Origin of the sequence: Rahnella ecdela, from assembly GCF_019049625.1 — a bacterium.
GTDB lineage: Bacteria > Pseudomonadota > Gammaproteobacteria > Enterobacterales > Enterobacteriaceae > Rahnella > Rahnella ecdela.
This window is the reverse complement of sequence record NZ_JAFMOY010000132.1, coordinates 156,599-183,189: the sequence shown is the minus strand read 5'-3', so window position 1 is coordinate 183,189 and position 26,591 is coordinate 156,599. Positions and strand designations below refer to the sequence as shown.

At 50.3% G+C, this 26,591-nt stretch carries 22 protein-coding genes; 9 read left to right on the top strand and 13 right to left on the bottom strand.

Annotation, left to right across the window (positions count from 1 at the left end):
* Positions 1-50: 50 nt before the first annotated feature.
* The 5 genes from J1784_RS21605 to yebS all read right to left on the bottom strand — a co-directional run bounded on the left by J1784_RS21605 (position 51) and on the right by yebS (position 8,053).
* Positions 51-293, bottom strand: a complete 243-nt coding sequence (locus tag J1784_RS21605; RefSeq protein ID WP_120505994.1) for a YebV family protein — start codon at positions 291-293, stop codon at positions 51-53.
* 219 nt (positions 294-512) lie between these two features.
* Complete coding sequence (locus J1784_RS21600; RefSeq protein ID WP_217150898.1) at positions 513-2,234, bottom strand: sensor domain-containing diguanylate cyclase; 1,722 nt, start codon at positions 2,232-2,234, stop codon at positions 513-515.
* 370 nt (positions 2,235-2,604) lie between these two features.
* Complete coding sequence (gene rsmF / locus J1784_RS21595; protein WP_217151150.1) at positions 2,605-3,999, bottom strand: 16S rRNA (cytosine(1407)-C(5))-methyltransferase RsmF; 1,395 nt, start codon at positions 3,997-3,999, stop codon at positions 2,605-2,607.
* Positions 4,000-4,206: 207 nt separating this feature from the next.
* Positions 4,207-6,837, bottom strand: a complete 2,631-nt coding sequence (locus J1784_RS21590) for a PqiB family protein (protein WP_217150897.1) — start codon at positions 6,835-6,837, stop codon at positions 4,207-4,209.
* Positions 6,806-8,053 carry a membrane integrity lipid transport subunit YebS gene (gene yebS / locus J1784_RS21585; protein WP_217150896.1) on the bottom strand — a complete coding sequence of 416 codons (1,248 nt, stop codon included), beginning with the start codon at positions 8,051-8,053 and terminating at the stop codon, positions 6,806-6,808. The genes J1784_RS21590 and yebS overlap by 32 nt, the downstream gene beginning before the upstream one ends.
* A gap of 257 nt (positions 8,054-8,310) precedes the next feature.
* Here yebS and J1784_RS21580 point away from each other — a divergent pair, with 257 nt between their 5' ends.
* The 4 genes from J1784_RS21580 to htpX all read left to right on the top strand — a co-directional run bounded on the left by J1784_RS21580 (position 8,311) and on the right by htpX (position 12,825).
* Positions 8,311-8,808: a GAF domain-containing protein gene (locus J1784_RS21580; RefSeq protein WP_120132017.1), complete on the top strand. Its 498-nt coding sequence runs from the start codon at positions 8,311-8,313 to the stop codon at positions 8,806-8,808.
* Between the two features lie 95 nt (positions 8,809-8,903).
* On the top strand, positions 8,904-9,593 hold the full coding sequence (proQ, locus tag J1784_RS21575; RefSeq protein ID WP_112287990.1) for an RNA chaperone ProQ: 690 nt from the start codon (positions 8,904-8,906) through the stop codon (positions 9,591-9,593).
* A gap of 19 nt (positions 9,594-9,612) precedes the next feature.
* Positions 9,613-11,685 (top strand): carboxy terminal-processing peptidase, encoded by a 2,073-nt coding sequence (gene prc, locus J1784_RS21570; protein ID WP_217150895.1) that lies wholly within the window; start codon positions 9,613-9,615, stop codon positions 11,683-11,685.
* 258 nt (positions 11,686-11,943) lie between these two features.
* Positions 11,944-12,825: a protease HtpX gene (gene htpX, locus J1784_RS21565; protein WP_112287988.1), complete on the top strand. Its 882-nt coding sequence runs from the start codon at positions 11,944-11,946 to the stop codon at positions 12,823-12,825.
* A gap of 77 nt (positions 12,826-12,902) precedes the next feature.
* On the opposite strand, the gene J1784_RS21560 is transcribed toward htpX, so the two are convergent.
* Positions 12,903-14,300 (bottom strand): MFS transporter, encoded by a 1,398-nt coding sequence (locus J1784_RS21560; protein ID WP_217150894.1) that lies wholly within the window; start codon positions 14,298-14,300, stop codon positions 12,903-12,905.
* Between the two features lie 239 nt (positions 14,301-14,539).
* On the opposite strand from J1784_RS21560, the gene kdgR reads away from it, so the two are divergent.
* A complete protein-coding gene (kdgR, locus tag J1784_RS21555; RefSeq protein ID WP_217150893.1) occupies positions 14,540-15,331 on the top strand; it encodes a DNA-binding transcriptional regulator KdgR in 792 nt (263 codons plus the stop codon).
* 72 nt (positions 15,332-15,403) lie between these two features.
* Here kdgR and J1784_RS21550 read toward each other — a convergent pair whose 3' ends face one another.
* The 5 genes from J1784_RS21550 to hxpB all read right to left on the bottom strand — a co-directional run bounded on the left by J1784_RS21550 (position 15,404) and on the right by hxpB (position 20,331).
* Positions 15,404-16,795, bottom strand: a complete 1,392-nt coding sequence (locus J1784_RS21550; RefSeq protein WP_217150892.1) for an L-cystine transporter — start codon at positions 16,793-16,795, stop codon at positions 15,404-15,406.
* Between the two features lie 188 nt (positions 16,796-16,983).
* Positions 16,984-17,541 carry a metal-dependent hydrolase gene (locus tag J1784_RS21545; protein ID WP_217151149.1) on the bottom strand — a complete coding sequence of 186 codons (558 nt, stop codon included), beginning with the start codon at positions 17,539-17,541 and terminating at the stop codon, positions 16,984-16,986.
* 152 nt (positions 17,542-17,693) lie between these two features.
* Complete coding sequence (gene kduD, locus J1784_RS21540) at positions 17,694-18,455, bottom strand: 2-dehydro-3-deoxy-D-gluconate 5-dehydrogenase KduD (RefSeq protein WP_217150891.1); 762 nt, start codon at positions 18,453-18,455, stop codon at positions 17,694-17,696.
* A 78-nt stretch (positions 18,456-18,533) separates the two neighbouring features.
* A complete protein-coding gene (gene kduI, locus J1784_RS21535) occupies positions 18,534-19,370 on the bottom strand; it encodes a 5-dehydro-4-deoxy-D-glucuronate isomerase (RefSeq protein ID WP_217150890.1) in 837 nt (278 codons plus the stop codon).
* Between the two features lie 295 nt (positions 19,371-19,665).
* On the bottom strand, positions 19,666-20,331 hold the full coding sequence (gene hxpB / locus J1784_RS21530) for a hexitol phosphatase HxpB (RefSeq protein ID WP_217150889.1): 666 nt from the start codon (positions 20,329-20,331) through the stop codon (positions 19,666-19,668).
* Between the two features lie 191 nt (positions 20,332-20,522).
* Here hxpB and J1784_RS21525 point away from each other — a divergent pair, with 191 nt between their 5' ends.
* A complete protein-coding gene (locus J1784_RS21525; RefSeq protein WP_217150888.1) occupies positions 20,523-21,071 on the top strand; it encodes a YniB family protein in 549 nt (182 codons plus the stop codon).
* A 126-nt stretch (positions 21,072-21,197) separates the two neighbouring features.
* On the opposite strand, the gene J1784_RS21520 is transcribed toward J1784_RS21525, so the two are convergent.
* The gene (locus tag J1784_RS21520; protein WP_217150887.1) at positions 21,198-22,067 is read right to left on the bottom strand and encodes a fructosamine kinase family protein; all 870 of its coding nucleotides are present in this window, start codon (positions 22,065-22,067) and stop codon (positions 21,198-21,200) included.
* Positions 22,068-22,389: 322 nt separating this feature from the next.
* Here J1784_RS21520 and J1784_RS21515 point away from each other — a divergent pair, with 322 nt between their 5' ends.
* On the top strand, positions 22,390-23,025 hold the full coding sequence (locus J1784_RS21515) for a transglycosylase SLT domain-containing protein (protein WP_420803989.1): 636 nt from the start codon (positions 22,390-22,392) through the stop codon (positions 23,023-23,025).
* Positions 23,026-23,048: 23 nt separating this feature from the next.
* Here the strand turns inward: J1784_RS21515 and J1784_RS21510 are convergent, their stop codons facing one another.
* Complete coding sequence (locus J1784_RS21510; protein ID WP_217150886.1) at positions 23,049-23,729, bottom strand: MarC family NAAT transporter; 681 nt, start codon at positions 23,727-23,729, stop codon at positions 23,049-23,051.
* A gap of 289 nt (positions 23,730-24,018) precedes the next feature.
* Between J1784_RS21510 and thrS the strand changes: the two genes are divergently transcribed.
* Positions 24,019-25,947: a threonine--tRNA ligase gene (gene thrS, locus J1784_RS21505; protein WP_217150885.1), complete on the top strand. Its 1,929-nt coding sequence runs from the start codon at positions 24,019-24,021 to the stop codon at positions 25,945-25,947.
* A 3-nt stretch (positions 25,948-25,950) separates the two neighbouring features.
* Complete coding sequence (gene infC / locus J1784_RS21500) at positions 25,951-26,502, top strand: translation initiation factor IF-3 (RefSeq protein WP_013576136.1); 552 nt, start codon at positions 25,951-25,953, stop codon at positions 26,500-26,502.
* Positions 26,503-26,591: the final 89 nt, after the last annotated feature.

The window sequence follows — 26,591 nt, the reverse complement described above, 5'->3', positions numbered from 1 at the left end:
CGACTGACCGCAAGCGGCATGGCGAACTCAACTCCGTTCGCCATGCTGTGTTACTCCAGTCGCATAATCCACTCATCTTTCTGTTCGTCGTACTTTTCCTTATACAACACAGAATGACGTCCATCGAGAACCGCCGGGACGCTGGTATGGTCATCCCAGGCATCAAGTTGCATACACAAATCAGGGTCTGATTTGCACGGAATATGCACTTTATCGCCGCCTTTTGCTTCAGGCGTTGAGAGATGTGCATCGTCAATTTCGTAACTGCCAATCCGGATACTCGATTTTCCCATCAGATACTCCTCGCCAGAGTGATGTAAGCAATTTCAATGACATCAGGTATGACCAGTTGGTCTGCCTTATTTGAGAATAGTCGACAGCACAAAAAGCGCCACCCGAATTTTCACGGATTCTCTTTTTGTGGCGACAGGCAGGGGGATGGAAGTTCGAACCGGTTTGTGATGAAGCAAGGTACAGAGCCGCGCAAATTGAGCGGCTGCGGGAAAGAAGGCTTAAAGCTGGTTAAATCTTACCGAGACAGGCATTGCGTTTATTTGGTTGCGACCATTATTTTTCGACAGATACAGGGCTTCATCGGCGGCACTGACGATATCTGACTGGTCTTCAATGCCTGGATCCTGTTCCGGCATATACGTTGCAATACCCTGACTGATGGTGACGCGGTTAAACTCGCTAAAACTGTGCTTGATGCCCAGCGACTCAATCGATTCCATGATGTGCTGTGCGACAATCCAGGCGCCTTTCAGGTCTGTATCCGGCAGAATGGCAGCGAATTCTTCGCCGCCAAAACGCGTCACAACGTCTGTGCTGCGTTTGAGCGATTTGCGTAAAGTACGCGCCACTAAACGCAGGCAGGCGTCGCCGGAAAGATGGCCATAATGATCGTTGAAATGTTTGAAGTAATCGATGTCGATCATCACCACTGTCAGCGGCGTGCGGTTCCGCTTGGAACGCATATATTCGTGGCTGAGCACTTTTTTAAACTCACGGCGGTTCGGTAGTTTAGTCAGTGAATCGGTGCGCGCCTGAATTTCGAGACGTCGGTTAGCTTTGACCAGTTTCAGTTCCAGTAACTTGCGTTCGTGAACGTCTTCGGCTGTGCCGTACCAGCGCTGAATCGAACCATCGGGAGCGTAACTGGCGGCTGCGCGGATACGCATCCAGTTCCAGCCACGGTCGACGTGACAAAAACGAACTTCAATATCCAGAGGCGCGCCTGTTTTCAGGCATTGTTCCCAGGTCTGAACGGCGGCGCGACGGTCTTCCACGTGCATACTCTGGATCCACTTGTCGGCCAGAATATCCTGACGGGTCATCCCGGTGATCCGCTGGAAACGCGAACTGACATCATTGAGCATTCCGCGCGGGTCGGCTGTCCAGGGGATTTGCGGGTTCAGCTCAACCATATTGCGGTAATGTTCCTGACTTTCGCGCAGGGCTCTTTCCATACGTTTGAGGCTGGTGATATCCGTCATCGCGACGGAAAGGCCGTTCAGCTGATTCTGTGCGTCATAGGCCGCTTTAATACGTACGAAGAAAACCTGATTTTTACCGGGAACGGAAAACTCGCGATCGGGAGTCGTTTCGTTACGCTGGGCAAGCTCAAGCGCATTACTCAGCAAAGGTGAAAGTCCCGGCAGGAAAACGCCGATTTTGCGACCGATCGCTTCATAGGGTTGCAGGCCGATAATATTCGCCATTGCGTCATTAACGGTGACATATCGCATCTGCAAATCAATGAAACACAAGCCAACGGGCGCATTGGAATAAATCGTTTCGAGCTGGAAGAGACGCTGACCCGGTGCCTGATCCAGGCTGGTCAGGTTGCGGTCGATCCCGCGATAACCACGAAAGTTACCGTCATTATCAAAAAGTGGAACACCGCTGGTTTCGAGAATAACCTCAGTGCCGTCCGGACGGATATTACGATTGAGCAAACCACCGAAAGGGGCGCGGCGTTCAACGATAGCGGCAAATTGCTCGCCCACGCGGCGTGCTTCATCGGGAGGCATGAAATCGAAAGGGGTTTTTCCTAATACTTTTTCAGGCGGAACGCCAAGAAACTCGATGCATTTATTGGAGGAGAAAACATAACGCCCCTGTGCATCGACTTCCCAGATCCAGTCAGAATTGTTATCGATAATATCTCGCAGACTGGCCATTTGCTGCAAAAGCAGCCCATCTGCTGATTCGAGTTTCATTTCATCCGACATGATACTTCTCCGACTGGCAGGTCTTTACTCAACATCAGGCATTAAGATTTATATCTGAAAATGATATATCACTGACAATGTTATCTTGATGGCAATAATACATGGCAGCATAGGATTATTCCTACTTATAATTCAGTAAACCTTTCTTGATAATATAAGTCACTATCCGATATAGGCAGCATAAAATGCTTTGCAGCTATTTGTTATATACACTTTGTCACCGTGATTTCACCTAAAATTTCAGTTGCACAGAATTCAAAGAAAGGCAGTTATGAGGTGTTTTTGTCGGCGTGAATGACTGTTGAGTAGAATATTCTGCGCCGTCGGAATGTTCCTCTGGCACAGAAATTTGTGGGAAAGTTAAATCTAATTAATCGTTCGGCAATGTTTGCGGGCGTATCGCGCCATCTCTCACCAGTTCGCGTGGAAGACTGTTTTTAATCCGGCTACCGATCCTTTTTGCCAATCCTAATGGCTGCCCAAGCCAGGTCACCAGACACTCGTCTGCGGGTGGCGTATCGTCAGGATAGATATCGACGCCACGAAACCAGCTTTGCGCCAGTTCATCATTTATCTCAAAACGATTATTGGCATCTGTGACACTGAATGCCACTACGGCTTCATGCTGCCAGCGAAATCCTTTCGGAAAACGTTCAGCCAGTCGTATACCAATTCGGGAGAAACGGATTTTGCCAAAGACTGGCTCCAGCACGGCAGGGAACAGCCAGATTTCTTTATCGCGCTGCCATAGCGTGTATTGTTTTTCAGGCCAGGAAAGTCCTGAAAGACCTGCCGCTTTAATAATTTCCGCGCTGTCCTGACGGGAAAGTGGCGAGAACGGGAAGCGTCCCACTTTATATCCGGGGACTGGCAGACGCGGTACCGAATCGGTTTTACGAAAGCGGGCGACAAAGAAGCCTTCGCTGTCGTAGACCTGAGGAAATACATGCAAATAACCTTCCGGCGTGACTGATTTTCCGGCGCCCGCGAATAACTCTTCCAGCGATTCGACTTCTACCGCATCCGCATAGGTTTCCAGCAACCACTGGCAGACCTGCTGGTTTTCCTGCGCATTAAGGGTGCAGGTTGAATAGACCAGTACGCCGCCGGGTTTCAGCGCATGAAACGCGCTGTCGATCAGTTCACGTTGCGTAGCGGCAATTTCAGTCACGCTGCTTTCAGACCAGTTGCTCATGGCGTCAGGGTCTTTGCGGATGACGCCTTCGCCGGAGCAGGGCGCGTCCAGCAGGATGGCGTCAAAGGTTTCAGGCAGTGCCGCGCCAAATACGCGCCCGTCAAAATGCGTCAGCGCAGTATTACTGACACCGCAGCGGCTGATATTGGCATGCAGGACTTTGACACGGCTGGCGGAATATTCATTGGCAATGATGCCACCCTGATTTTTCATCAGAGCCGCAATTTGCGTGGTTTTAGAACCGGGCGCAGCTGCGACGTCCATCACCAGAACCGGTTGCGTGTCGTTGGCAAATAACGCCGTGACCGGCAACATTGAGCTCGCTTCCTGGATATAGAAAAGGCCTGCAAGATGCGATAAGGCATTGCCCAGACGGGTATCGTCCAGAGCGTTGCGGTTTATCCAGAAACCTTCTGCGCACCACGGCACGGGCTCTAAATCCCACTGATAAATACCGGCGAGTTCAAGGAAATCCGTCACACTGATTTTCAGGGTATTCACCCGCAGACTCGGGCGGAGAGGGCGCTGGCAGGCGGCAATAAAATCTTCCATGCTCAGATAGTCAGGCATGATTGCGCGTGTCGCTTCCAGAAAAGCAGCGGGCAATTTATCAGTAAAAGTGCTGGCGGTGGTGAGCTTTGACAAAGGTGTGGTTCCAGAGCTGAAGAAGTTTTTCTGCCGCGCAGTTTATCATATTTACCGGTGATGAGAGGGCTGCGGGCGTTGCCGGATAAAGAAAAGGCCACCCGAAGGTGGCCCTGATCAACATAATACCGGTTAATTTCTCGGAATTGCCGTGCCCCATTTCTGCCAATCTTTTGGTGCTTCAGGATTGAGCAGGAAATGATTGCCGTTGGCCGCTTTCGGCGCCAGTGGCGTGGTAGGCGGTGTCGCAAAGGCGATACCTCCGCGAATAAATTGCTGGAATGTGCCGCTCTTGAACACGCCACCGGTCAGGCCAAACTGCAGGTCATAGCCCGAGGCCAGCCAGAACACGGAGTTTTCCCGCACCAGATATTGATATTTTTTACTGATCCGAAGCGTCACATTCACGCGATCCGCCATGGCGCCCAGATAGAAGCCAGATACCGTACCGACTTCGATCCCGCGGAACAGCACCGGCGTGCCGATTTGCAATGAGCCGACTTCGGCCGCATCGACCACGATCCCCAGGCCGTCTGTGTAGCGCGAGTCGGTGATGGTGGAGTCCTGCAAATCAAAGTTGCGTGCCGGTGCACCTTTTCCTGCCTCGACGTTGATGTAAGGCTGGAGAAGCGTATCGAGATTGCTTACGCCACCGGCGGAGATTTCCGGCGAAACAATGGAGAACCGCGTCCCGCGGCGGGCAAAGTTATCCACGTATTCCGGATACAATACCGCTTTGGCGGAAACCTGATTCAGCTGCGAATCGAGTTTCAGTGATTCCACCTGACCGATGGTGATGCCCAGATAACGGATTGGCATACCGGCGGAAAGCTTGCTGGCATCATACGTATTCAGCGTTATCTGGCTGCCCACCGCGCGTGCCGACGTTTCTGAATCATACAGAACACGTTTCGCCCCTTTGCTGGCGGTGACGCCGTCGAGGTTGTCGAAGCTGATCGCGCCTTTGAGTGCGCGATCCAGCGGCGAGGCCTGTACGGTCAGTCCGCTGCCGTTGAGTTGCACTTTCGCGCCACCTTCGGCCCAGAAAATGGTTTTCTCTGTCAGCAGGTTGCGGTATTGCGGCTGAATATAAACATCCACATCAAACTCATTGGCTTTAGGGCGAACGTTGACAATCTGGCCCACCTGGAATTTCCGGTAAAGCACGACGGAACCGGTCTGCACATCAGGCAGGCTTTTAGCGGTCAGCGTCAGCGTAGCGCCCGGTTGCTCGCCCTGAATGCCTTCAGCGGCCTTTTCCGCATTACTGTACAGCGGATACTTCTGTGAAGGTGCTCCTTTAGTACCCGGAATAATACGCACGCCGCCATCGACCCATTCCTGAGCGCTTGCGCCGAGGACTTCCATCCCATCGACGCCAAGTTTCACATCAACGCGGCTGTTGACCACAAACTTGCTGTCTTTATGCAGCAGGTTTTTATATTCCGGCTTGATCGCGACATTAAACACAATGCCTTCATCCGTCAGCGTGCGGTCAATAATGGTACCGACGTTGAGGCCGTAAAGTTTGATTGGCTGACCTGCATCGATGCCGTAACTCTGTGGTGCGATGAGCTGAACTTTGAGTATGTCAGGGTTCTGTAACAGTCGCTGGTTGCTGTCGAGCACCACAAAATGCTTTTGCGGCTCCCCGTCACCAGGAATAAGTTCCAGCGTATTGCCGGTCAGCAACTGGCTGATATTGGCGTTATTCAGGCTGATTTTCGGGCTGTTCATTTCAATACGCGTGCCGGTACGCATCATGTCGAGCACTGAAGGATCAACCGTCAGTTTACCGGTGACTTTATTGTCTGGCTGCAAAGTGATTTTGGTCAGCGTACCGACCTGCAAGCCCTGATACATCAGCGGCGTCTGGCCTTCGGATAATCCGTTGCCATCCGGTAAATCCAGATTGATTTCCACACCGCGCTGGCTTTGCGCCAGATCCGGATACAGGACGTAAGACTGATCGGCTTTTGCCTGTTTCCCGTCATTCGGGGAATCCATCGCGATGGCGCCGTTCACCAGCGCCGCCAGACTTTCCATCTGAACTTTCGCTCCGCTGAAGCTCAAATCTGCCTTAAAGCCGGAAACGTTCCAGAAGCGTGTATTGTCTTTAACCAGATTAGCAAAGCGTTTGTCGATCAATACATCGATGGTCACGCCTTCATTACCACTTTCAATGTCATAATCGTAAACTTTACCGACCGGAATTTTACGGTAATACACCAGCGAACCGGTGCTCAGTGAACCCAGGTCTTTGGCGTGCAGATGAACCATCAGTTCGCCGGTATTGAGACGGAATTTTGGCTGTGTATCGAGCGCAACAAAGTGATCTTTCTCTTTTCCTGGCCCTGGCATCATGCCGATGTAGTTACCGCCGACCAGCGCATCGAGCCCTGAAACACCGGCCAGAGAGGCTTTGGGAGTCACCAGCCAAAACTGAGTGCCATCGCGCAGTGCGTTGGACAAGTCACTTTTAATGCTGACTTTCACCTGAATGGTGCGCAGATCTTTGCTCAGGCTGATGGATTCCACCGTCCCGACTTCCACGCCCTGATAACGGACCGGCGTCCGGCCAGCCACGATCCCTGCCGCAGACTGGAAATCGATAGTCACGGTGGTACCGCGCTCCTGATAGTTGCTGTAAATCAACCATCCGGCGATCAGTAAAGCAATAAACGGCAGAAGCCAGAAAGGTGAAATCCGGCGCCTGTGTTTTATCCGTGCTTCAGTCGGTGTATTCGGCGTTTCCTGTTGCATGTGCATCCCAAATCAAGCGGCTATCAAGCCATTCAACGGCAAGAATGGTCAGAATTACGGCAGAGCCAAAATAAAAGGCGGCCGGTCCCATCGTAAAAGACAAAAGCTGGTCACGGTTCACCAGCGACATCATTAATGAAATAACAAACAAATCAAGCATCGACCAGCGTCCTATCCAGGTCACGAGTCGCAGCAAACGGATACGCGTTTTCAGTCCCTGAATCGCTTTGAAATGAATGCTGAGCAGCAGCGTCAGCATCACGATAACTTTGGTAAACGGCACCAGTACGCTGGCAATAAACACGATGGCGGCGATTGGCACATTTCCCGATGTCGCGAGCGACACTACGCCCGAAAATATGGTGTCCTTCAGCTGTTGCCCGTTGGCGTAGATGATGGAAATAGGCAGTAAATTGGCCGGGATTAAAAAGACAATCGCGGCAATCAGCGCAGCCCAGGTTTTCTGCAAACTGTGTTTATAGCGTAGACGCATCGGAACATGGCAGCGCGGGCAGCGTCCGCGCTCATCCGGAATGCCGGTGAATTTACAGGCCAGGCACAAACGCAGCGAAGAGGGCAATCCTTTCGGCTGACGCTGCGGGTAGAACTCTTCCCATAACTGCTCGATGTTGAGATTAATCATGGTCAGTGTGACCATCAGCGTCATCATCAGGTAGGCAGCCAGCGCGATACCGACGTTGATATCGGCATACTCTTTGACCTTAATGCTGGCTACGGCCATCCCGACCAGATAAATATCGAGCATCACCCAGTCTTTGAGGCGATCGAGCATCAGCAATACGGGTTTCAGATTCATCCCAAGTTTGCTGCCAAAATGCAGATAAAGAATGGATACGGCCAGTGTCAGCGGGGCTCCGATAGTACAGAAGGCCACCATGCTCGCGGTGACGGGATCACCCTGACGTGACATCTGCCAGATGCCCTCGAGCAAACTGGCGTCAATGCGCGTGCCCAGAAGACGGATGCTGATCAGCGGTTCGGTATAAGCGAACGGCATCAGCAGCAATATGCTGATGGCCATCGTGATCAGTCGCGGCAGGGAGCAGACCCGGCCTTTTTCAACTTTCGCGTTACAGCGCGGACAATGTGCCGTCTGCGTGCGTTGCAGCGCCGGGAGTCTGAAAAGCGTGTCACACTCGCTGCATCGCTGGTAACGAATTTGTGGAATCTGGGCTGAAATTGTGTGTATTTTCATAGTGCCTGGAATAGTAAAGAATACCTGTTGTTACAATTACGCATCCCCCGAGGGGGTCAGGCGAGGCCATCAGGCCAAGATCAGCCAGGTTTTTTTGACAAAATAACGTATTATGCGGTCGGCAAACAGTTATTGTAGGTGAGTCTTTTTGATGTCACACAGGATTAACCTTGTTCATATGGGCATTTAATGCTTATTTTATAGAGGTTAAGCACAACAGAACGGCTCAGTGCCCTTAGGTTATTATTGGTTACTACATGAATAAAGAAGCATTCTACACGGAATTAAAACGTGATTTGAACGCGTTGATCGCCGGAGAAAACAATTTCATTGCAACTCTGTCGAACGCAAGTGCCTTACTTTTTGAACGTCTTGAAGGCGTTAACTGGGTAGGTTTTTATCTGATGGATGGCACAACGCTGGTGCTGGGGCCTTTCCAGGGTAAAATTGCCTGCGTGCGTATTCCGGTAGGAAAAGGCGTCTGCGGTACTGCAGTAGCGGAAAATACCGTGCAACGTGTGGGTGATGTTCATGCCTTCCCGGGCCATATCGCCTGTGACGCAGCAAGTAATGCCGAAATCGTTCTGCCAGTCACAATAAATGGCAAAGTGATCGGCGTATTAGACATTGATAGCACCGTTTATCAACGCTTCGATGAAGCCGATGAACAGGGGCTGACAGAGTTAGTCAGCGGGCTTTGCCAGCATCTCGAAAACTGCGATGCTGAAAAATATGTCAATCTGATCGTAAGTTGATCGTCGGATAACGTGGCATTTAATAACGGCGTCATTATAATGACGCCTGTTCATGCCTGCGCCGGTTGGCAAACCCGTTGTAATCAGGAAATTTCATGGAAAATCAACCTAAGTTGAACAGTAGTAAAGAAGTCATCGCCTTTTTGGCTGAGCGGTTCCCGCTCTGTTTTACCGCCGAAGGCGAAGCACGCCCATTAAAGATCGGTATCTTTGCGGATTTGGTCGAGCGCGTGCAAGGTGAAGAGAATCTGAGCAAAACTCAGTTACGCTCTGCTCTGCGTCTGTATACCTCAAGCTGGCGCTATCTGTACGGCGTTAAAGTTGGCGCGGAACGCGTTGACCTTGATGGTAATTCATGTGGCGTTCTCGAAGAGCAGCACGTCGAACATGCCCGTAAACAGTTGGAAGAAGCAAAAGCCCGCGTTCAGGCACAACGTGCAGAACAACAGGCTAAACGTCGTGAAGCCGGTGAAACCACTGAGCCGCGTCGTCCACGTCCGGCCGGTAAAAAACCAGCGCCGCGTCGTGAAAATGCGCCCGCTGCTGTGGCTGGTCAGGAAAATCGCAAACCACGTACACCTCGCCCACCGCGTGAGGAAAAACGTGAACCGCGTCAGGTGCCAGTAACAGACATTTCAAAACTGCAAATTGGCCAGGAAATCAAAGTCAGAGCAGGACAGAGTGCGATGGATGCAACCGTTTTGGAAATTGCCAAAGACGGTGTACGCGTTCAACTCTCTTCGGGTCTGGCGATGATCGTGCGCGCAGAACACTTGCAGTTCTGATACGGAGGCCAACTCAGGCATGAACAAATTTGTCAGATTAAGCGTTATTGCGGGTCTGTTAATGGCAGGAGCAGGGCTGGTGAATACCAGCTTTGCAGCGAACGAGAGTGCACCGGTGACTCTCGCTCAACTGCCTAATTTAACGCAGGATCCGCAGGATGCAACGGTGAGCGAGCGTGTTACTGCTCGTTTTACCCGTTCACATTATCGTCAGTTCGACCTTAATGCAGATTTCTCAGCGAAAATCTTCGACCGTTACCTCAACATGCTCGATTATGGCCATAACGTATTAATGGCTTCCGATGTCGCACAGTTCACTGATAAACGTGCAACCTTGGGTGAGGAACTGAAAACCGGTCAGTTAACCACGCCATATGCTCTTTTCAATCTGGCTCAAAAACGCCGCTTTGAACGCTATGATTATGCGTTGAAAGTGCTTGAGCGCCCGATGGATTTCACGGGTAACGACACGATTGAACTTGATCGCAGTAAATCACCGTGGCCGAAAGACCGCGCTGAGCTGGACAAATTGTGGGATGCGAAAGTCAAATATGACGAGCTAAACCTCAAACTGACCGGCAAAAACGATCAGGAAATCCGTGACGTGCTCTCCAAGCGTTATCATTTTGCGATGAAACGCCTGACACAAAGCAACAGTGAAGATGTTTTCCAGCTGGTGATGAATGCCTTCGCGCATGAAATCGATCCACACACCAACTATCTCTCTCCACGCAGCACCGAGCAGTTTAATACCGAAATGAGCTTGTCTCTGGAAGGTATCGGCGCAGTACTGCAGGGCGACGACGATTACACTGTCATCAATTCGATGGTAGCTGGCGGCCCGGCGGCCAAAAGCAAAGCTATCGCAGTCGGTGACCGCATTGTCGGTGTGGGACAGGTTCAGGCAGGAAAACCAACGCCAATTGTTGATGTGATTGGCTGGCGTCTTGATGACGTCGTCGCGCTCATCAAAGGACCGAAAGGCAGCAAAGTCCGTCTGCAAATCTTGCCTGCGGGTAAGAATGCTAAAAACCACGTAATCACCCTGACTCGCGAGAAAATCCGTCTGGAAGACCGCGCAGTTAAAATGACCATCAAGAATGTCGGCGCTCAAAAAGTCGCTGTGATGGACATACCTGGCTTCTACGTGGGGCTGACGGATGATGTGAAAGTTCAGCTGCAGAAAATGGCGAAGCAGAACGTAAACAGTCTGGTTATCGATCTCCGTACCAACGGCGGCGGTGCTCTGACTGAAGCGGTTTCGTTGTCTGGTCTGTTCATTCCAAGTGGCCCGGTGGTTCAGGTTCGCGATAACAACGGTCGTATCCGTCAGGACAGCGATACCGATGGCGTCGTTTACTATAAAGGCCCGCTGGTGGTTCTGGTTGACCGTTTCAGTGCTTCTGCTTCCGAAATCTTTGCTGCCGCAATGCAGGATTACGGTCGTGCGCTGATTGTGGGTGAGCCAACCTTCGGTAAAGGTACTGTTCAGCAATATCGTTCTCTGAACCGTATTTACGACCAGATGCTGCGTCCTGAATGGCCTGCGCTCGGTTCTGTGCAATACACTATCCAGAAGTTTTATCGTATCAACGGTGGCAGTACGCAGCGTAAAGGGGTTACCCCGGACATCCTGATGCCAACCGGTATTGAATCGATTGAAACCGGCGAGAAGTTCGAAGATAACGCACTTCCGTGGGATAGTATTAACGCGGCAACTTACACCAAATTAGGCGACATGAAACCGTTCCTGCCTGAATTGCTGAAAGACCATGAAGCCCGTATTGCTAAAGATCCTGAGTTCCAGTACATCCAGCAAGACATCGCTCATTACAAGGCGCTGAAAGACAAACGTAACATTGCCTCTCTGAATTACGCTCAGCGTGATAAAGAAGATAAAGAGGATGATGCGCTACGTCTTAGCCGTCTGAATGAACGCTTCAAGCGTGAAGGCAAGAAGCCGCTGAAATCTCTCGACGATTTGCCGAAAGATTACGTTGCTCCGGATCCTTATCTCGATGAAGCTGACCATATTGCTGTTGATCTCGGCACTATGGAAAAGGCTCAGGCCGACCAGACCGCCGCTAAATAAGCAAGCGGTCAGTCAAAGAAGAAAGCGCACTCAGGTGCGCTTTTTTTATGCGTGATTTTTTAAAATCATCTTAATTTCAGGCGTGTCTGTGAAATAAAACACTTCAAAATGTAAAGTATTGTGAATTCAGGCCTTCTGAACGCATGGACTCTTGAATCCTGATAAGAAGCCCATAGGATCAGTACAGCCGGGTAAGCTATGTGCCGGTGGTTAAACTCTGCCAATAACAATGAAGTAACAATGAGGAAGTAAAATTTTATGATGCGTATAGCGTTGTTCCTGCTGACTAACCTGGCCGTTATGCTGGTATTCGGGCTGGTGCTTAGCCTGACTGGCATTCAGCACAGCAGCGTGCCGGGATTAATGATCATGGCCGGGCTGTTTGGCTTCGGTGGTGCAATTGTCTCGTTGCTGATGTCTAAATGGATGGCGTTGCGCTCGGTGGGCGGTGAAGTTATCGAGCAACCTCGTAATGAAACTGAACGCTGGTTAATGGAAACCGTTCGCCGTCAGTCTCAGCAGGCGGGTATCGGCATGCCACAGGTCGCGATTTATCACGCGCCCGATATTAATGCGTTCGCGACAGGCGCGCGCCGCGATGCTTCTCTGGTCGCTGTCAGTACCGGATTGTTGCAAAGCATGAGTCAGGATGAAGCCGAAGCGGTTATTGCCCATGAAATCAGCCACATTGCGAATGGCGACATGGTGACCATGACCCTGATTCAGGGTGTGGTAAACACCTTCGTTATCTTCATTTCCCGCATTATCGCGCAGGTGGCCTCCGGTTTCCTTTCCGGTAACCGTGATGGCGAAGAGAGCAGCAACGGCAATCCGCTGATTTATTTTGCCGTGGCGACCGTGCTGGAACTGGTATTTGGTATTCTGGCCAGCATCATCACCATGTGGTTCTCGCGTCACCGTGAATTCCATGCCGATGCGGGTTCTGCAAAACTTGTAGGCCGTGAGAAAATGATTGCTGCGTTGCAGCGTCTGAAAACCAGCCATGAACCGCAGGAAGCGGGAAGTATGATGGCGTTTTGTATCAACGGTAAATCGAAGTCATTCAGCGAGCTGTTCATGTCTCACCCGCCGCTGGATAAACGTATCGAAGCGCTGCGCAGCGGTGCTTACATTAAATAAGTAGTAAATAATCAGCCTCTTGCGATTATTGATAAAAAAGCTCGGCAATAACTGCCGGGCTTTTTATTGTCTGAATTTTACAGTTTAGCGTTTTCTGCTTCACGCTGGCTGCTGGTTTTCTGCGTCATGCGCAGCAGACTGACCAAAGCGCCGGTGCCTGCGAGAGTTCCAGCGAGGATAAGCGAAGCGTGCGTACCGTGTTGCGGGAACAGGTTGAACATCAGTGCAACCATCGCCGCGCCGGTTGTTTGTCCCAGAAGACGAGCGGTACCTAGCAGGCCACTGGCTCCGCCGCTGCGATTGCGTGGCGCAGAGCTGATGATCGTGTGGTTATTGGGGGACTGGAACAGCCCAAAACCGGCACCGCACAGCAACATGCGCCAGATGATATTCAGATGCGAAGGTTCTGGTGGCAGTAATGAGAGTGAAAATAATCCGAATGAAAAGACCACCAGACCAATTCCGCCCAGCATTCCCGGATGGAAACGTTCCACCAGACGGCCTGCAATCGGTGCCATTACCATCGTCGCCAGCGGCCACGGCGTCAGCAAAAGACCGGTTTCCACTGAATTGAGGCCTAATGTGTTTTGCAGGAAGAAGGGCAGGGAAACAAATGCCAGCATCTGTGCGCTGAAAGAGCACAGGGAAGTCCCGAGCGACATACTGAAAATTGGAATACGCAGCAAATCAACCGGCAGCAGCGGGAAAGGTCTCGTCAGCTGACGGCGGACAAAGAACCAGCCGATGATCAGCAGCGCAATGACCTCACCGAGGATTAGCATATGATTCAGGCCCTGCGCAAATCCGCTGATGGCGCTTATCAGTAAACCAAAGGTCAGGGCGTTCATCACGCTGCTGGTGATATCAAATCGCTGTCCCTGGCTGCGTGTTGAATTGGCGGGTAAAAACTTGAGGCCAAGGATCAACGCGACAATACCAATCGGCACGTTGATGGCGAACAACCATTGCCAGGATGCAACAGAAAGGATACCCGCGGCGATGGTCGGTCCTGCCGCTGCGGAAACGGCCACGATCAGCGCATTGATGCCCACGCCGCGCCCTAAGAATCGCTGAGGATAGATAATCCGGATTAGCGCAGTGTTCACACTCATGATCGCAGCGGCACCAAAGCCTTGTAAAACACGGGCAACCGTCAGTGTCAGCAGGGAATCAGAAAGGGCGCAAAAAAGTGAAGTGATGCTAAATACCAGCAATCCGGTCTGATAGATACGCCGGTAGCCGAAAATATCGCCAAGCGATGCCAGAGAAAGCAGCGAAATAGTAATCGCCAGCTGGTAGGCATTTACCACCCAGATTGACGTCGCCGGACTGGCGTGGAAATCATTGGCAATGGTTGGCAGCGCGACGTTTGCGATTGCTCCGTCCAGCACCGAAACGGTGATCCCCAGTGCAATCGCCAGGATCGCGCCGTATCTTTGTGGAAGAGGTAAGCCATCAGTGGGTGTCGGAGTCATGAGTTCTGTCAGTGCGTAGTCATCAGTGAGGGGAATATTACTACGCTAATCAACTTAAAGTGACAATTGTCACATGATGAAATGAATTATTTATCCCTCTGTCAGGAATGAAACTGGCTTAACAGTTCTTACATTCTCAATCAATGGGTTGATTGCTTCTGTGCAATGCTTGCCACTATAATAAAAACCACGTTCTATTTTTTTTGAAACAAAACCAACGCGAGCAGGTAACTCACCCTATGGCTATCGCAGATCTTGATAAGCAACCCGATTCCGTCTCTTCTGTCCTGAAAGTTTTTGGCATTTTACAGGCGCTGGGCGAAGAACGTGAGATTGGTATTACTGAACTTTCTCAACGCGTTATGATGTCTAAAAGCACGGTTTACCGTTTTCTTCAGACCATGAAGTCACTCGGTTATGTTGCGCAGGAAGGCGAATCAGAGAAATACTCACTGACTCTGAAATTGTTCGAACTGGGTGCCAAAGCGCTGCAAAATGTCGATCTGATCCGCAGCGCGGATATTCAGATGCGCGAATTATCCCGCCTGACCCGTGAAACTATTCACCTTGGCGCGCTGGATGAAGACGGGATTGTCTACATCCATAAAATTGATTCGATGTACAACCTGCGTATGCATTCACGTATTGGTCGCCGCAATCCGCTACATACCACGGCGATTGGTAAAGTGTTGCTGGCGTGGGGCGATAAAGCAGAAGTCGCTGCGCTGTTGCAGGAAATTGAATTCACCCGAAGTACTGAAAACACCATCATGAACGCCGCCGATTTGCAGACTGCATTGTTACAGGTGCGCGAGCAAGGTTACGGCGAAGATAACGAAGAACAGGAACAAGGCCTGCGTTGTATCGCAGTTCCTGTCTTTGACCGCTTTGGCGTTGTGATTGCCGGGTTAAGTATTTCCTTCCCGACCATTCGTTTTTCTGAAGAAAGCAAAAGCCACTACGTGGAAATGCTGCACACCGCCGCACGTAATATCTCTGAGCAGATCGGATTCCACGACTATCCGTTCTGAGTCAGTACTGAACTGTAGGCATAAAAAAACCGAAGCCATTGGCTTCGGTTTTTTGTTTCCAGCAATCTGAACTTAGAGGTGAGCCAGTTCTGCTGTTTCTTCTGAATCCATCACTTCTTTGTCGGTCTGTTTCAGCAACTGGCTGGTGATCGTCCCGGCAGTCATTGAACCGCTGACATTCAGCGCCGTACGACCCATATCAATCAGTGGCTCGACGGAGATAAGCAGTGCCACCAGCGTAACCGGCAGCCCCATCGCAGGCAACACGATCAGCGCAGCAAACGTCGCACCGCCACCCACACCCGCCACACCGGCAGAGCTCAGTGTTACGATACCCACCAGCGTTGCAATCCACACCGGGTCAAACGGGTTAATACCCACTGTTGGCGCAACCATAACGGCCAGCATTGTCGGGTATAAACCAGCACAACCGTTCTGGCCGATAGTGGCGCCAAAGGAAGCGGCAAAGCTTGCGATCGATTCCGGAATACCCAGACGACGCGTTTGTGCTTCAACGCTCAGCGGAATGGTCGCTGCACTGGAACGACTGGTGAAGGCGAAGGTCAGCACCGGCCAGACTTTACGGAAGAATTTCGCAGGATTCACGCCAGTGAAAGAAAGCAGCAGCGCGTGTACCACAAACATAATCCCCAGACCCAGGTAAGACGCAACAACGAAGCTGCCCAGCTTAATGATGTCCTGAATGTTGGAACCGGCAACCACTTTGGTCATCAGCGCCAGAACGCCGTAAGGTGTCAGTTTCATGACCAAACGCACCAGTTTCATCACCCACGCCTGCAGGGTATCGATGAAGGCCAGAACACGCGGACCTTTCTCTGCGTCATCTTTTACCAGTTGCAGGGCAGCAACACCGACGAAGGCAGCAAAGATAACGACGCTGATGATCGACGTCGGGCTAGCGCCTGTCAGGTCAGCAAACGGGTTCTTAGGAATAAAGGAAAGGATCAGCTGAGGCACGCTCAGGTCAGCCACTTTGCCTACATAGTTGGACTGAATTGCCGTCAGGCGCGCGGTTTCCTGCGTTCCCTGAACCAGACCGTCAGCAGTCAGACCAAACAGGCCGGTAACAAAGATACCCACCAGCGAAGCAATCAGCGTGGTGAACAGTAAGGTACCGATGGTCAGGAAACTGATTTTGCCCAGCGAAGATGCATTATGCAGTTTCGCTACAGCACTCAGAATCGAAACGAAGACCAGCGGCATGACAATCATTTGCAGCAACTGAACGTAGCCGTTACCGACAATGTTGAACCAGGTAATAGAAGTCTTCAGTACCGGATCATCGGAACCGTAAATCAGCTGTAACGCCAGGCCAAACACAACACCCATGGCCAGACCGAGTAATACTTTTTTTGCCAGACTCCATTGCTTGTGGCGGGTTTGCGCCAGCAGCAAAAGGAGGACAACGAAAACCACTACGTTAAGAACGAGCGGAAGATTCATACCGAACTCCAGACTTATAGTTTTGATATTTAAAACGGGTGTTCCCGACAGGGTTTGCACCATCCCAAAGCAATGGTGAGCAGGATATCAGTTTGGGCACCTGAACATTTATATCCAAAAAGAATGCGTTATAACTTTTTGGTTTTATTTGTACCAATTATCGCCAGATTGGTGATATTTCATGCTGCTCAGATGAACAATTTCAGGATGTGGTTAAAAATGTCCGGATTGATTGCACCAATGATGGGCGTCCAGTCGGGCCAGAACAGCGTTAATCCGACCAGCATCAGACACAGCGTCCGTTCCAGCTGATTGCCTTTTTGACTATTGATTAGCGGCAGACGAAAACGCCAGCGGCATGGCCAGAGCAGGGGGACGCCAGCGGGCGTCAGCATATCAGCAAGAATATGGCTCAGATAACCGATGATCATGGCGTGAAAAGCGTCCACCGGAATGACCCAGTCGTGAGGGAAATGCGTGCGTAACAGGAAAATGCCCCCCGCCACGGCCAGCAGACTGTGGGTAAATCCTCGGTGACCAAATGCTCTGGCAATAGGATGAGAAAGCCATTTCAGACGCTGGCCGAGTACGGATTTCGGATGATCGATGTCGGGCAATAAGCAGGTAAGCAGGGACCCTGGAATAATATGCCACCAGTCGCCGTGCGCCAGCTCCGGAGAGAGCTGCGCCTTTTTGGCAAATACCGCACAGGCGATTGAGAAAATGAGATGGCCTTCCGCCGTCATGACGCGTCCGAACTGGATAACTGTTATTTTATCCAGTATAAGTGAAACTGTCACAATCTTGGAAGAGACACCCTGTAACTAATTGTCAACGGACTGATTAAAAAGAAAAAGGCGTATAAAAATACGCCATTTTACTGTCACGTCTTAGGCTGTTATCGCGCCAGCCAACCACCATCAACCGCAATCGTATAGCCGTTGACATAGTCGGATGCTTTTGACGCCAGAAATACCACCGGCCCCATGACATCTTCCGGTAGACCCCAGCGCCCGGCAGGGATCCGGTCGAGAATTTCTTTACTGCGGTCATCATCGGAACGCAGTTGTTCGGTGTTATTAGTCGCCATGTAACCCGGTGCAATCGCATTCACATTCACGCCATGCTTTGCCCATTCATTGGCCATCAGGCGGGTAATTCCCATCACTGCGCTTTTCGATGCAGTATAGGAAGGAACACGTATCCCGCCCTGATAAGAAAGCATTGAGGCGATGTTAATGATTTTGCCGCCCTTGCCTTGTTTGATGAATTGTTTCGCCACTGCCTGAGACATGAAGAACAGTGTCTTGCTGTTAACATTCATCACGTCGTCCCAGTTTTTTTCACTGAACTCGATGGCGTCTTCCCGGCGGATAATCCCGGCGTTATTGACCAGAATGTCAATATGACCGAATTCAGCAATGGCCTTTTCGATAAGCTGCGCAATGTCTTTAATGCTGCTCAGGTCGGCACGTAAATCAAGAAAGCGGCGACCGGTGGCGGTGACCTTTTGCTCCGTCTCTTCAGGAGCCGACTGGTTGATTCCCACGATATCGCAACCCGCCTGGGCCAGACCCAATGCCATGCCCTGGCCCAGTCCGGTATTACAGCCGGTCACGATGGCGACTTTGCCGCTTAATTCAAATGAGTCGAGGATCATATTCAGAATCTCTTTTGCAACGGCACACATTCGCCATAAAATGATGAATTGCTCTGCCATCTGCGGCAGAGCAAAGAGTTAGCGCAGTTCGCTGACCTTGACATGATCCATGTCGTCGAATACCTGGTTTTCTCCCACCATTCCCCAGATGAAGGTGTAATTTTTGGTGCCCACACCCGCGTGAATCGACCAGCTTGGTGAAATCACCGCCTGTTCGTTATGCACTAATAAATGACGGGTTTCCTGCGGTTGTCCCATCATGTGGAACACAGCAGTTTCTTCTTCCATATTGAAGTAGAAATACACTTCCATGCGGCGCTCGTGGGTGTGACAGGGCATGGTGTTCCACAGGCTACCTTCTTCCAGTTTGGTCAGCCCCATAGTCAGCTGGCAGGTTTCCAGTACGTCAGGCACGATAAATTTATTAATCGTGCGGCGGTTGCTGGTTGCTGCATCGCCGATGGTTTGTGGTGAGGCCTCTGCCAGTGTGATTTTCTTGTTCGGGAAAGTCGTATGGGCAGGAGCGCTGTTGTAGTAAAACTTGGCAGGTTTAGTCGCCTCAACACTGCTGAATTCGACATTTTTTGCCCCCTTTCCGACATACAGCGCTTCTTCATGACCGATTTCATATGTCGTGCCATCAACCACGATAAGTCCCGGCCCGCCAATGTTGATCACACCAAGCTCGCGACGTTCGAGGAAATAGCTCACCCCAAGTTGCTTACCGACTTCATCTCCCACAGAAACCGTTTTTTCAGCAGGCATGACACCGCCGACAATGATGCGGTCGATATGGCTGTAAGTCATCGTGTAGGCATTTCTTTCAAAGATTTTATCGATGAGAAATTCGCGGCGTAATTCGGCGGTATCAAGCGTTTTTGCGTGGTCGCTGTGAATGCTTTGACGAACTTGCATGTCGGTGCCTCTCGTAGAGTAGCGATTAAGGAGGACTTACCGGGCGTGTCTGACCGTTGCGTGGCAGTAACAGCGTACAGAAGCAGGAGAGCTCCCGGCTCGTCCTTGTTACTTAAAGGATAGGTTCATTGGCATGCGAATTCAATAAAAATGAAATATCGTTTTATTTATTTTATGAGTCAGCTCAAGGTTTGTGAAATTAAACGTCGCTTTGAGATTTATGGCTGAGGATGTGCGTGATGAAGGGATGAAAAGCAGCTACGTGCGCAGCAACGGTTGCCGCTGCGCATTTGTATCAGATGATATGTGCCGCGGCCAGCTCTTCCAGTGAGGACAGTTTGATATCCGCCAGCGCCCAGCGCGGATCTGCGAAATATTCCTTATCCGGTACCACCACAGAGCGCATACGTGCGGCTTTTGTGGCAATCATGCCATTAAAGGAGTCTTCAAGCGTGACGCAGTTCAGCGGATCGACGGCTAACTCGCCGGCAGCCAGCAGGTAAACTTCGGGATGCGGTTTGCTGTAGGGCAGTTTCTCGGCTGAAACGCGAACCTGGAAATAGGCTTGCAGATTGAACATTTCCAGTACGGTATCGAGCATAAATAATGGCGACGCGGAGGCCAGGCCAATCTTCAGTCCCTGATCACGGCATAATTCAAGCGCGTGGTTTACGCCGGGTAACAATGGCCGGGTTTGTTCGACCAGTTCAATGGTCCGTGCGATGATCATCGAAGCCACCTCCGCCTGGGCAGGTCCTTGCCACGGCAGCACCTGATACCACATTCTGACCACCTGATCGATGCGTAGCCCCAAAGTGTCAGGCAGCAAATGTCGCTGAGAAATATCGACGCCAAGGCGGCTGAAAACGTCCAGTTCAGCCTGAACCCACAACCGTTCAGAATCTATTAACAGACCATCCATATCGAAAATTGCTGCATTAACAGGGCGGACATAAGCCATGAAAGCGGACTCCCTAACAGTGAATAGGCCATCACTTTACCATTGGCTTTCGTGCGGATGAAATTTGTTGTACGGACAAATGACCTAGGGGCTCATACTGAAGAGGGGCTAACTGATTAAAACATTGGGCGGGAAAACCTTTCTGTGGGTAAACTTAGCTGTTGCTTAAGGTATCCTAACAAGGGGAATTCATGACGTACCAACAGGCCGGACGTGTGGCAGTGATTAAACGGATTGCAGGATGGATTATTTTTATCCCTGCGCTGCTTTCAACGCTGATCTCATTGCTAACCTTTATCAATGAGCATACTAAAACAGAGCAGGGCATTAATGCCGTTATGCTGGATTTTGTCCACGTGATGGTTGATATGATTAAGTTTAACACTTCGTTTTTGAACGTTTTCTGGTACAACTCGCCGGTACCTTCCCTTGGGCAAGGCGTGACAACCGCGAATATCATGTTCTTTATCATCTACTGGCTGATTTTTGTCGGGCTGGCACTTCAGGCTTCAGGCGCGAGAATGTCCCGTCAGGTGAAACATATTCGCGAAGGGATCCAGGATCAGCTGATCCTTGAGCAGGCTAAAGGTGCAGAAGGGCGGACCCGTCCTCAGATTGAAGAGCGTATTGTGATACCCCGGCACACCATTTTGGTGCAGTATTTCCCGTTATATATTTTGCCGATCATTATTGCGGTTATCGGATATTTCATTCTGAAATTATTAGGTTTGATCGCCTGATAATTCCATCAACATATTCATAACATGTTGCTGGGCGATATGTTATCGAACGGCGTTAACGATATAAATAAGGCCTGAATATTCACGTGTTCAGGCCTTATTTTTTGCAGCTTAAGGAGTCAGACGTTAATTGATGTCATCGTGTAACAGTCTTTCAACTGCACGTTGAGCGACCACCAGATGCTGACCGCCGAATAAATTACTGCGGTTAAGCAGATAATATAACTGGTATAGAGGTTGTCTCGAAATGAAGTCATCAGGTAACGGCGTTTTGCTCTGGTAACCGTCATATAACTGAGGCGGAACATTGGGATACAACGGCAACATAGCGAGATCACATTCCCGGTCGCCCCAGTAACACGCCGGGTCGAATATAACAGGACCGTTTTCTGATAACCCGCAGTTATGCGGCCATAAATCGCCGTGTAATAAAGACGGTTGTGGCTGATGATTCTGTAAACGTGCATGAACCATCGCGGTGATATCTTCAATATTGCCGAACGTCATGCCTTTTTCTGCCGCCAGTTGTAGCTGCCAGCCAATCCTCTGCTCTGCGAAAAACGTCGCCCAACGCCGTTGCCAGCTATTGGGTTGCGGGAGCGTCGCCAGTTCATTATCGAAATCGAGACCAAATTGCAGCTGTTCACTCCATTGGTGCAGTGCGGCAAGTTGTTGCCCCAAAACATACGCATTATGCGCATCCAGCGGTTTTTGCGGGATGTACTCAAGCAGAAGAAAGCTGTAATCACGGTCACTGCCCACGCCATACACTTCTGGTACCCGGACGGTCTGGCTACGCGCAAGCAGGGCGAGCTGATCGGCTTCTGCGGCAAAAATGGGCAGCATTTCGCGCGCATTGCATTTCACAAACACATCCCTGTCACCATAGCTCAGCCGCCATGCCGGGTGAATTTCACCTCCCGGCAGTTCAACACGTTCGCGGATTTCAGCACTGCCAAGGTGTTCACTCAACAAACGATTGACGGCTTGCCACATGGTATTACCCCTTCTGACTGGCCCGATAATTCATTAAGTTAGCGTTTTCTCTTCTTTAAAAACCCGATCCGGCGCACGGCTGAATCAGATGATGATGTTAATTTATGCAATTTTCGACGTTGATGAACTGAGAGCGTAATCAGTGAATCTGTTATTTTCAGAATATGTGACATGAAAGAGGTTTTATATACAGAATTGTCTTATCGACATGTTCCTAACCCCCTTGTTTAACAAAACAATAATAATAATAGACTAAAAATATATTCAGGTGTGGAAAGAAGATGTATATGCTACATCTCGTCCTAGTCGCGAGAGAGATAACGTGAAACCAAACATTCTTTATTTGATGGCCGCGCTATTGTTGGCGGGTTGCGCTAAAGAAACACCGGTTCAAACAACGCATTTTCTGAATCCATCGCCGCCACCTCAGCGCGATGCCTCATTAATGCATCCGGGGCCATATGGTGATGTCATTCACCAGGCGGCAAATACTTACGGCGTCGACGAAACACTTGTTAAAGCAATCATTCAGGTCGAATCTGGATATAACCCAACCGTTGTCAGCAAATCGAATGCGATTGGGTTAATGCAGCTAAAGGCCTCAACGGCAGGACGCGATGCCTACCGGATGAAAGGACGTTACGGTCAGCCCACGCCGCGTGATTTGAAAGATCCGGCGGTGAATATTGATCTGGGAACGGCGTATTTGAGTATCCTGCAACAGCAACTGGCAGGCATCAACAACCCTGAAACGCGTCGTTACGCGACAACATTAGCCTATGTGAACGGGGCCGGGGCGTTGCTGAGAACGTTTGCGAAAGATAAAACCTACGCAATTGCAAAGATTAATCTGATGACGCCTGCTGAGTTTTCACAGCACGTGCAGAAAAATCATCCTGCACCTCAGGCACCGCGTTATCTGTGGAAAGTGAACAACGCTTATCTTGCCATGCGATAAGCGTTGTTGTTTCTGCCAGCAGCTCAGGCTGCTGGCGGTAATGTCTTGATGATTTCAAGGATCCCGTTAATCACAAACTGAACGCCCATACACACCAGCAAGAATCCCATCAGACGTGAAATCGCTTCAATCCCACTTTTGCCGACCAGGCGCATAATTGCCCCTGAACTGCGCAGCGTTATCCATAAAATCAGTCCGACTAAAAAGAAAATAATCACCGGTGCGACGGTGATGATCCAATGCGGGAAATCAGAATCTCGGACGGTAGCAGCGCTGCTGATGATCATCGCAATGGTACCCGGGCCCGCGGTGCTAGGCATAGCCAGCGGAACGAAGGCAATATTCGGCGATTCCTGCTTGCGCATTTCCTCGGTTTTATTCTCAATCAGCACTCTTTCTTCCACGTGGGGCTGTGGAAACAGCATTCTGAAACCGATAAAGGTAACGATCATCCCCCCCGCAATCCTCAGTCCGGGAATGGAAATCCCAAACGTGTTCATCACCAGCTGACCAGCGTAATACGCCACCATCATGATGATGAAGACATACACAGAGGCCATCAGCGATTGCTGATTTCTTTCCTGCGTGGTCATTTTCCCTGAAAGGCCGAGCAGCAGTGCCACGGTAGTCAGGGGGTTTGCCAGCGGAAGGAGTACCACCAAACCCAAACCTATTGCTTCAAATAACAGCCTGACCTCAGACATATGCTTCCCTTATTCCATGTTTCTCTGAATACCTTATCTTGCCGGTGGGGATTACACGAAAAATATCCCCATTAAGCAACACAGGTTGCTGGAAATTCGCACTTTACGGGTGTTAAACTCGTTGCCTGTTTTCACGTCGCGTCCCGATACAATTACGTGATGTATTCCTGGGTGCCTATATTCGGCAAAGTAAAGCTGAATAGCGTGAATAACTACATGAAATTACACTCAAATATTTTTCTAGATGTGCTCTGTCGTGTGGGGCACCACTGTAGATTAAGGAATTAACATGCCTGTCATTACTCTTCCTGATGGAAGCCAGCGCGTTTTTGATCGCCCCGTTTCTCCTCTTGATGTTGCGCTTGATATCGGTCCTGGTCTGGCGAAAGCCTGTATCGCGGGTCGTGTTAACGGTGAACTCGTCGATGCAACTGACCTTATTGAAACCGATGCACAACTGGCGATCATCACCGCTAAAGACGAAGCCGGTCTTGAAATTCTGCGCCATTCCTGTGCGCACCTTTTGGGTCATGCCATCAAGCAATTGTGGCCAGACACCAAAATGGCTATCGGCCCGGTTATCGATAATGGCTTCTACTACGACGTCGATTTAGATCGCACGTTGACTCAGGAAGACATCGAACTGCTTGAAAAGCGCATGCACGAACTGGCTGAAAAGAATTACGACGTTATTAAAAAGAAAGTCAGCTGGCAGGAAGCACGCGATACCTTTGCAAGCCGCGGCGAAGAATACAAAGTGGCCATTCTGGATGAAAACATCAGTCATGATGACCGTCCGGGCTTGTACCACCATGAAGAATACGTTGATATGTGCCGTGGTCCGCACGTACCGAATATGCGTTTCTGCCATCATTTTAAACTGCAGAAAACCTCCGGTGCTTACTGGCGTGGCAACAGCGACAACAAAATGCTGCAGCGTATCTACGGCACCGCATGGGCAGATAAAAAGCAGCTGAATGCCTATATTCAGCGTCTGGAAGAAGCCGGTAAACGCGACCACCGTAAAATTGGAAAGCAACTCGACCTGTACCATATGCAGGAAGAAGCGCCTGGTATGGTGTTCTGGCATAACGACGGCTGGACTATTTTCCGTGAGCTGGAAGCTTTCGTGCGCATGAAACTGAAGTCATATGACTATCAGGAAGTAAAAGGTCCGTTCATGATGGACCGCGTGCTGTGGGAAAAAACGGGTCACTGGGAAAACTACAAAGAAGCGATGTTCACGACTTCTTCTGAAAACCGTGAATACTGCATCAAACCGATGAACTGCCCGGGTCACGTTCAGATCTTCAACCAGGGTCTGAAATCCTACCGCGATCTGCCGCTGCGTATGGCCGAGTTCGGCAGCTGCCACCGTAATGAGCCGTCAGGTGCATTGCATGGTCTGATGCGCGTTCGTGGCTTCACTCAGGATGATGCCCACATCTTCTGTACTGAAGAGCAGGTGCGTGATGAAGTGAATAGCTGTATCCGCATGGTTTACGACATGTACAGCACTTTTGGTTTCCAAAAGATTGTGGTGAAATTGTCCACTCGTCCTGAGAAGCGCATCGGTACTGACGAAATGTGGACTCGCGCTGAAGATGACCTCGCGGCTGCGCTGACTGAAAACGACATTCCGTTCGAATATCAGCCAGGTGAAGGGGCGTTCTACGGTCCAAAAATTGAATTTACCTTGCATGATTGTTTGGATCGTGCGTGGCAGTGTGGTACCGTGCAGCTCGACTTTTCATTACCTGGTCGCTTGAACGCCTCTTATATCGGCGAAAGCAACGACCGCCAGGTCCCGGTAATGATTCATCGTGCTATCCTGGGTTCAATGGAGCGTTTCATCGGTATTCTGACTGAAGAATACGCTGGCTTCTTCCCAACATGGATGGCTCCGGTACAGGTAGTGATCATGAATATCACTGACACACAGGCTACCTATGTCGAAGAATTAACTAAAAAACTGCAAGATGCAGGCATTCGCGTTAAAGCCGACTTGAGAAATGAGAAGATTGGCTTTAAAATCCGCGAACACACGCTACGCCGTGTTCCTTACATGTTAGTTTGTGGCGATAAAGAGGTCGAAGCAGGCAAAGTTGCTGTTCGTACCCGCCGCGGCAAAGACTTAGGAAGCATGGATGTTAGCGAAGTCGTTGACAAACTGCTGGCGGAAATCCGCAGCAGAAGTCTTCATCAACTGGAGGAATAAAGTATTAAAGGCGGAAAACGAGTTCAACCGGCGCGTCCTAATCGCATTAACAAAGAGATTCGCGCGCAAGAAGTTCGCCTCACCGGCGTCGATGGCGAGCAGATTGGTATTGTCAGTCTGAATGAAGCTCTTGAAAAAGCTGAGGAAGCGGGCGTCGATTTAGTAGAAATCAGTCCGAATGCCGAGCCGCCAGTTTGTCGAATCATGGATTACGGCAAATTCCTCTACGAGAAGAGCAAGTCGACTAAAGAGCAGAAAAAGAAACAAAAAGTTATTCAGGTTAAGGAAATCAAATTCCGACCTGGTACCGATGATGGCGACTATCAGGTCAAACTACGCAACCTGATTCGCTTTCTGGAAGATGGCGATAAAGCCAAAATCACCCTGCGTTTCCGTGGGCGTGAAATGGCGCACCAACAGATCGGTATGGAAGTGCTTAACCGCGTCCGTAAAGACCTGTGTGAAGATTCTGAACTGGCCGTTGTCGAATCCTTCCCTACGAAGATCGAAGGTCGTCAGATGATCATGGTGCTCGCACCTAAGAAGAAACAGTAAGGCTTCCAAGTAATCCTGCTACGCGGTGCTTGCACCGCGTATGCTGGATTCGCCTTTCTGATTCATGTTAATAACAATGCGAAGTGGAA

What these genes read in the sequence shown, in the direction of transcription:
- J1784_RS21550 (WP_217150892.1), bottom strand. Translation starts at nt 16,795, where the DNA reads ATGAATCTTCCGCTCGTTCTTAACGTAGTGGTTTTCGTTGTCCTCCTT.
- prc (WP_217150895.1), top strand. Translation starts at nt 9,613, where the DNA reads ATGAACAAATTTGTCAGATTAAGCGTTATTGCGGGTCTGTTAATGGCA.
- J1784_RS21560 (WP_217150894.1), bottom strand. Translation starts at nt 14,300, where the DNA reads ATGACTCCGACACCCACTGATGGCTTACCTCTTCCACAAAGATACGGC.
- J1784_RS21605 (WP_120505994.1), bottom strand. Translation starts at nt 293, where the DNA reads ATGGGAAAATCGAGTATCCGGATTGGCAGTTACGAAATTGACGATGCA.
- rsmF (WP_217151150.1), bottom strand. Translation starts at nt 3,999, where the DNA reads ATGCCTGACTATCTGAGCATGGAAGATTTTATTGCCGCCTGCCAGCGC.
- kdgR (WP_217150893.1), top strand. Translation starts at nt 14,540, where the DNA reads ATGGCTATCGCAGATCTTGATAAGCAACCCGATTCCGTCTCTTCTGTC.
- htpX (WP_112287988.1), top strand. Translation starts at nt 11,944, where the DNA reads ATGATGCGTATAGCGTTGTTCCTGCTGACTAACCTGGCCGTTATGCTG.
- hxpB (WP_217150889.1), bottom strand. Translation starts at nt 20,331, where the DNA reads ATGGCTTATGTCCGCCCTGTTAATGCAGCAATTTTCGATATGGATGGT.
- J1784_RS21510 (WP_217150886.1), bottom strand. Translation starts at nt 23,729, where the DNA reads ATGTCTGAGGTCAGGCTGTTATTTGAAGCAATAGGTTTGGGTTTGGTG.
- J1784_RS21600 (WP_217150898.1), bottom strand. Translation starts at nt 2,234, where the DNA reads ATGTCGGATGAAATGAAACTCGAATCAGCAGATGGGCTGCTTTTGCAG.
- yebS (WP_217150896.1), bottom strand. Translation starts at nt 8,053, where the DNA reads ATGAAAATACACACAATTTCAGCCCAGATTCCACAAATTCGTTACCAG.
- kduD (WP_217150891.1), bottom strand. Translation starts at nt 18,455, where the DNA reads ATGATCCTCGACTCATTTGAATTAAGCGGCAAAGTCGCCATCGTGACC.
- thrS (WP_217150885.1), top strand. Translation starts at nt 24,019, where the DNA reads ATGCCTGTCATTACTCTTCCTGATGGAAGCCAGCGCGTTTTTGATCGC.
- J1784_RS21520 (WP_217150887.1), bottom strand. Translation starts at nt 22,067, where the DNA reads ATGTGGCAAGCCGTCAATCGTTTGTTGAGTGAACACCTTGGCAGTGCT.
- J1784_RS21590 (WP_217150897.1), bottom strand. Translation starts at nt 6,837, where the DNA reads ATGCAACAGGAAACGCCGAATACACCGACTGAAGCACGGATAAAACAC.
- proQ (WP_112287990.1), top strand. Translation starts at nt 8,904, where the DNA reads ATGGAAAATCAACCTAAGTTGAACAGTAGTAAAGAAGTCATCGCCTTT.
- J1784_RS21580 (WP_120132017.1), top strand. Translation starts at nt 8,311, where the DNA reads ATGAATAAAGAAGCATTCTACACGGAATTAAAACGTGATTTGAACGCG.
- J1784_RS21545 (WP_217151149.1), bottom strand. Translation starts at nt 17,541, where the DNA reads ATGACGGCGGAAGGCCATCTCATTTTCTCAATCGCCTGTGCGGTATTT.
- J1784_RS21525 (WP_217150888.1), top strand. Translation starts at nt 20,523, where the DNA reads ATGACGTACCAACAGGCCGGACGTGTGGCAGTGATTAAACGGATTGCA.
- kduI (WP_217150890.1), bottom strand. Translation starts at nt 19,370, where the DNA reads ATGCAAGTTCGTCAAAGCATTCACAGCGACCACGCAAAAACGCTTGAT.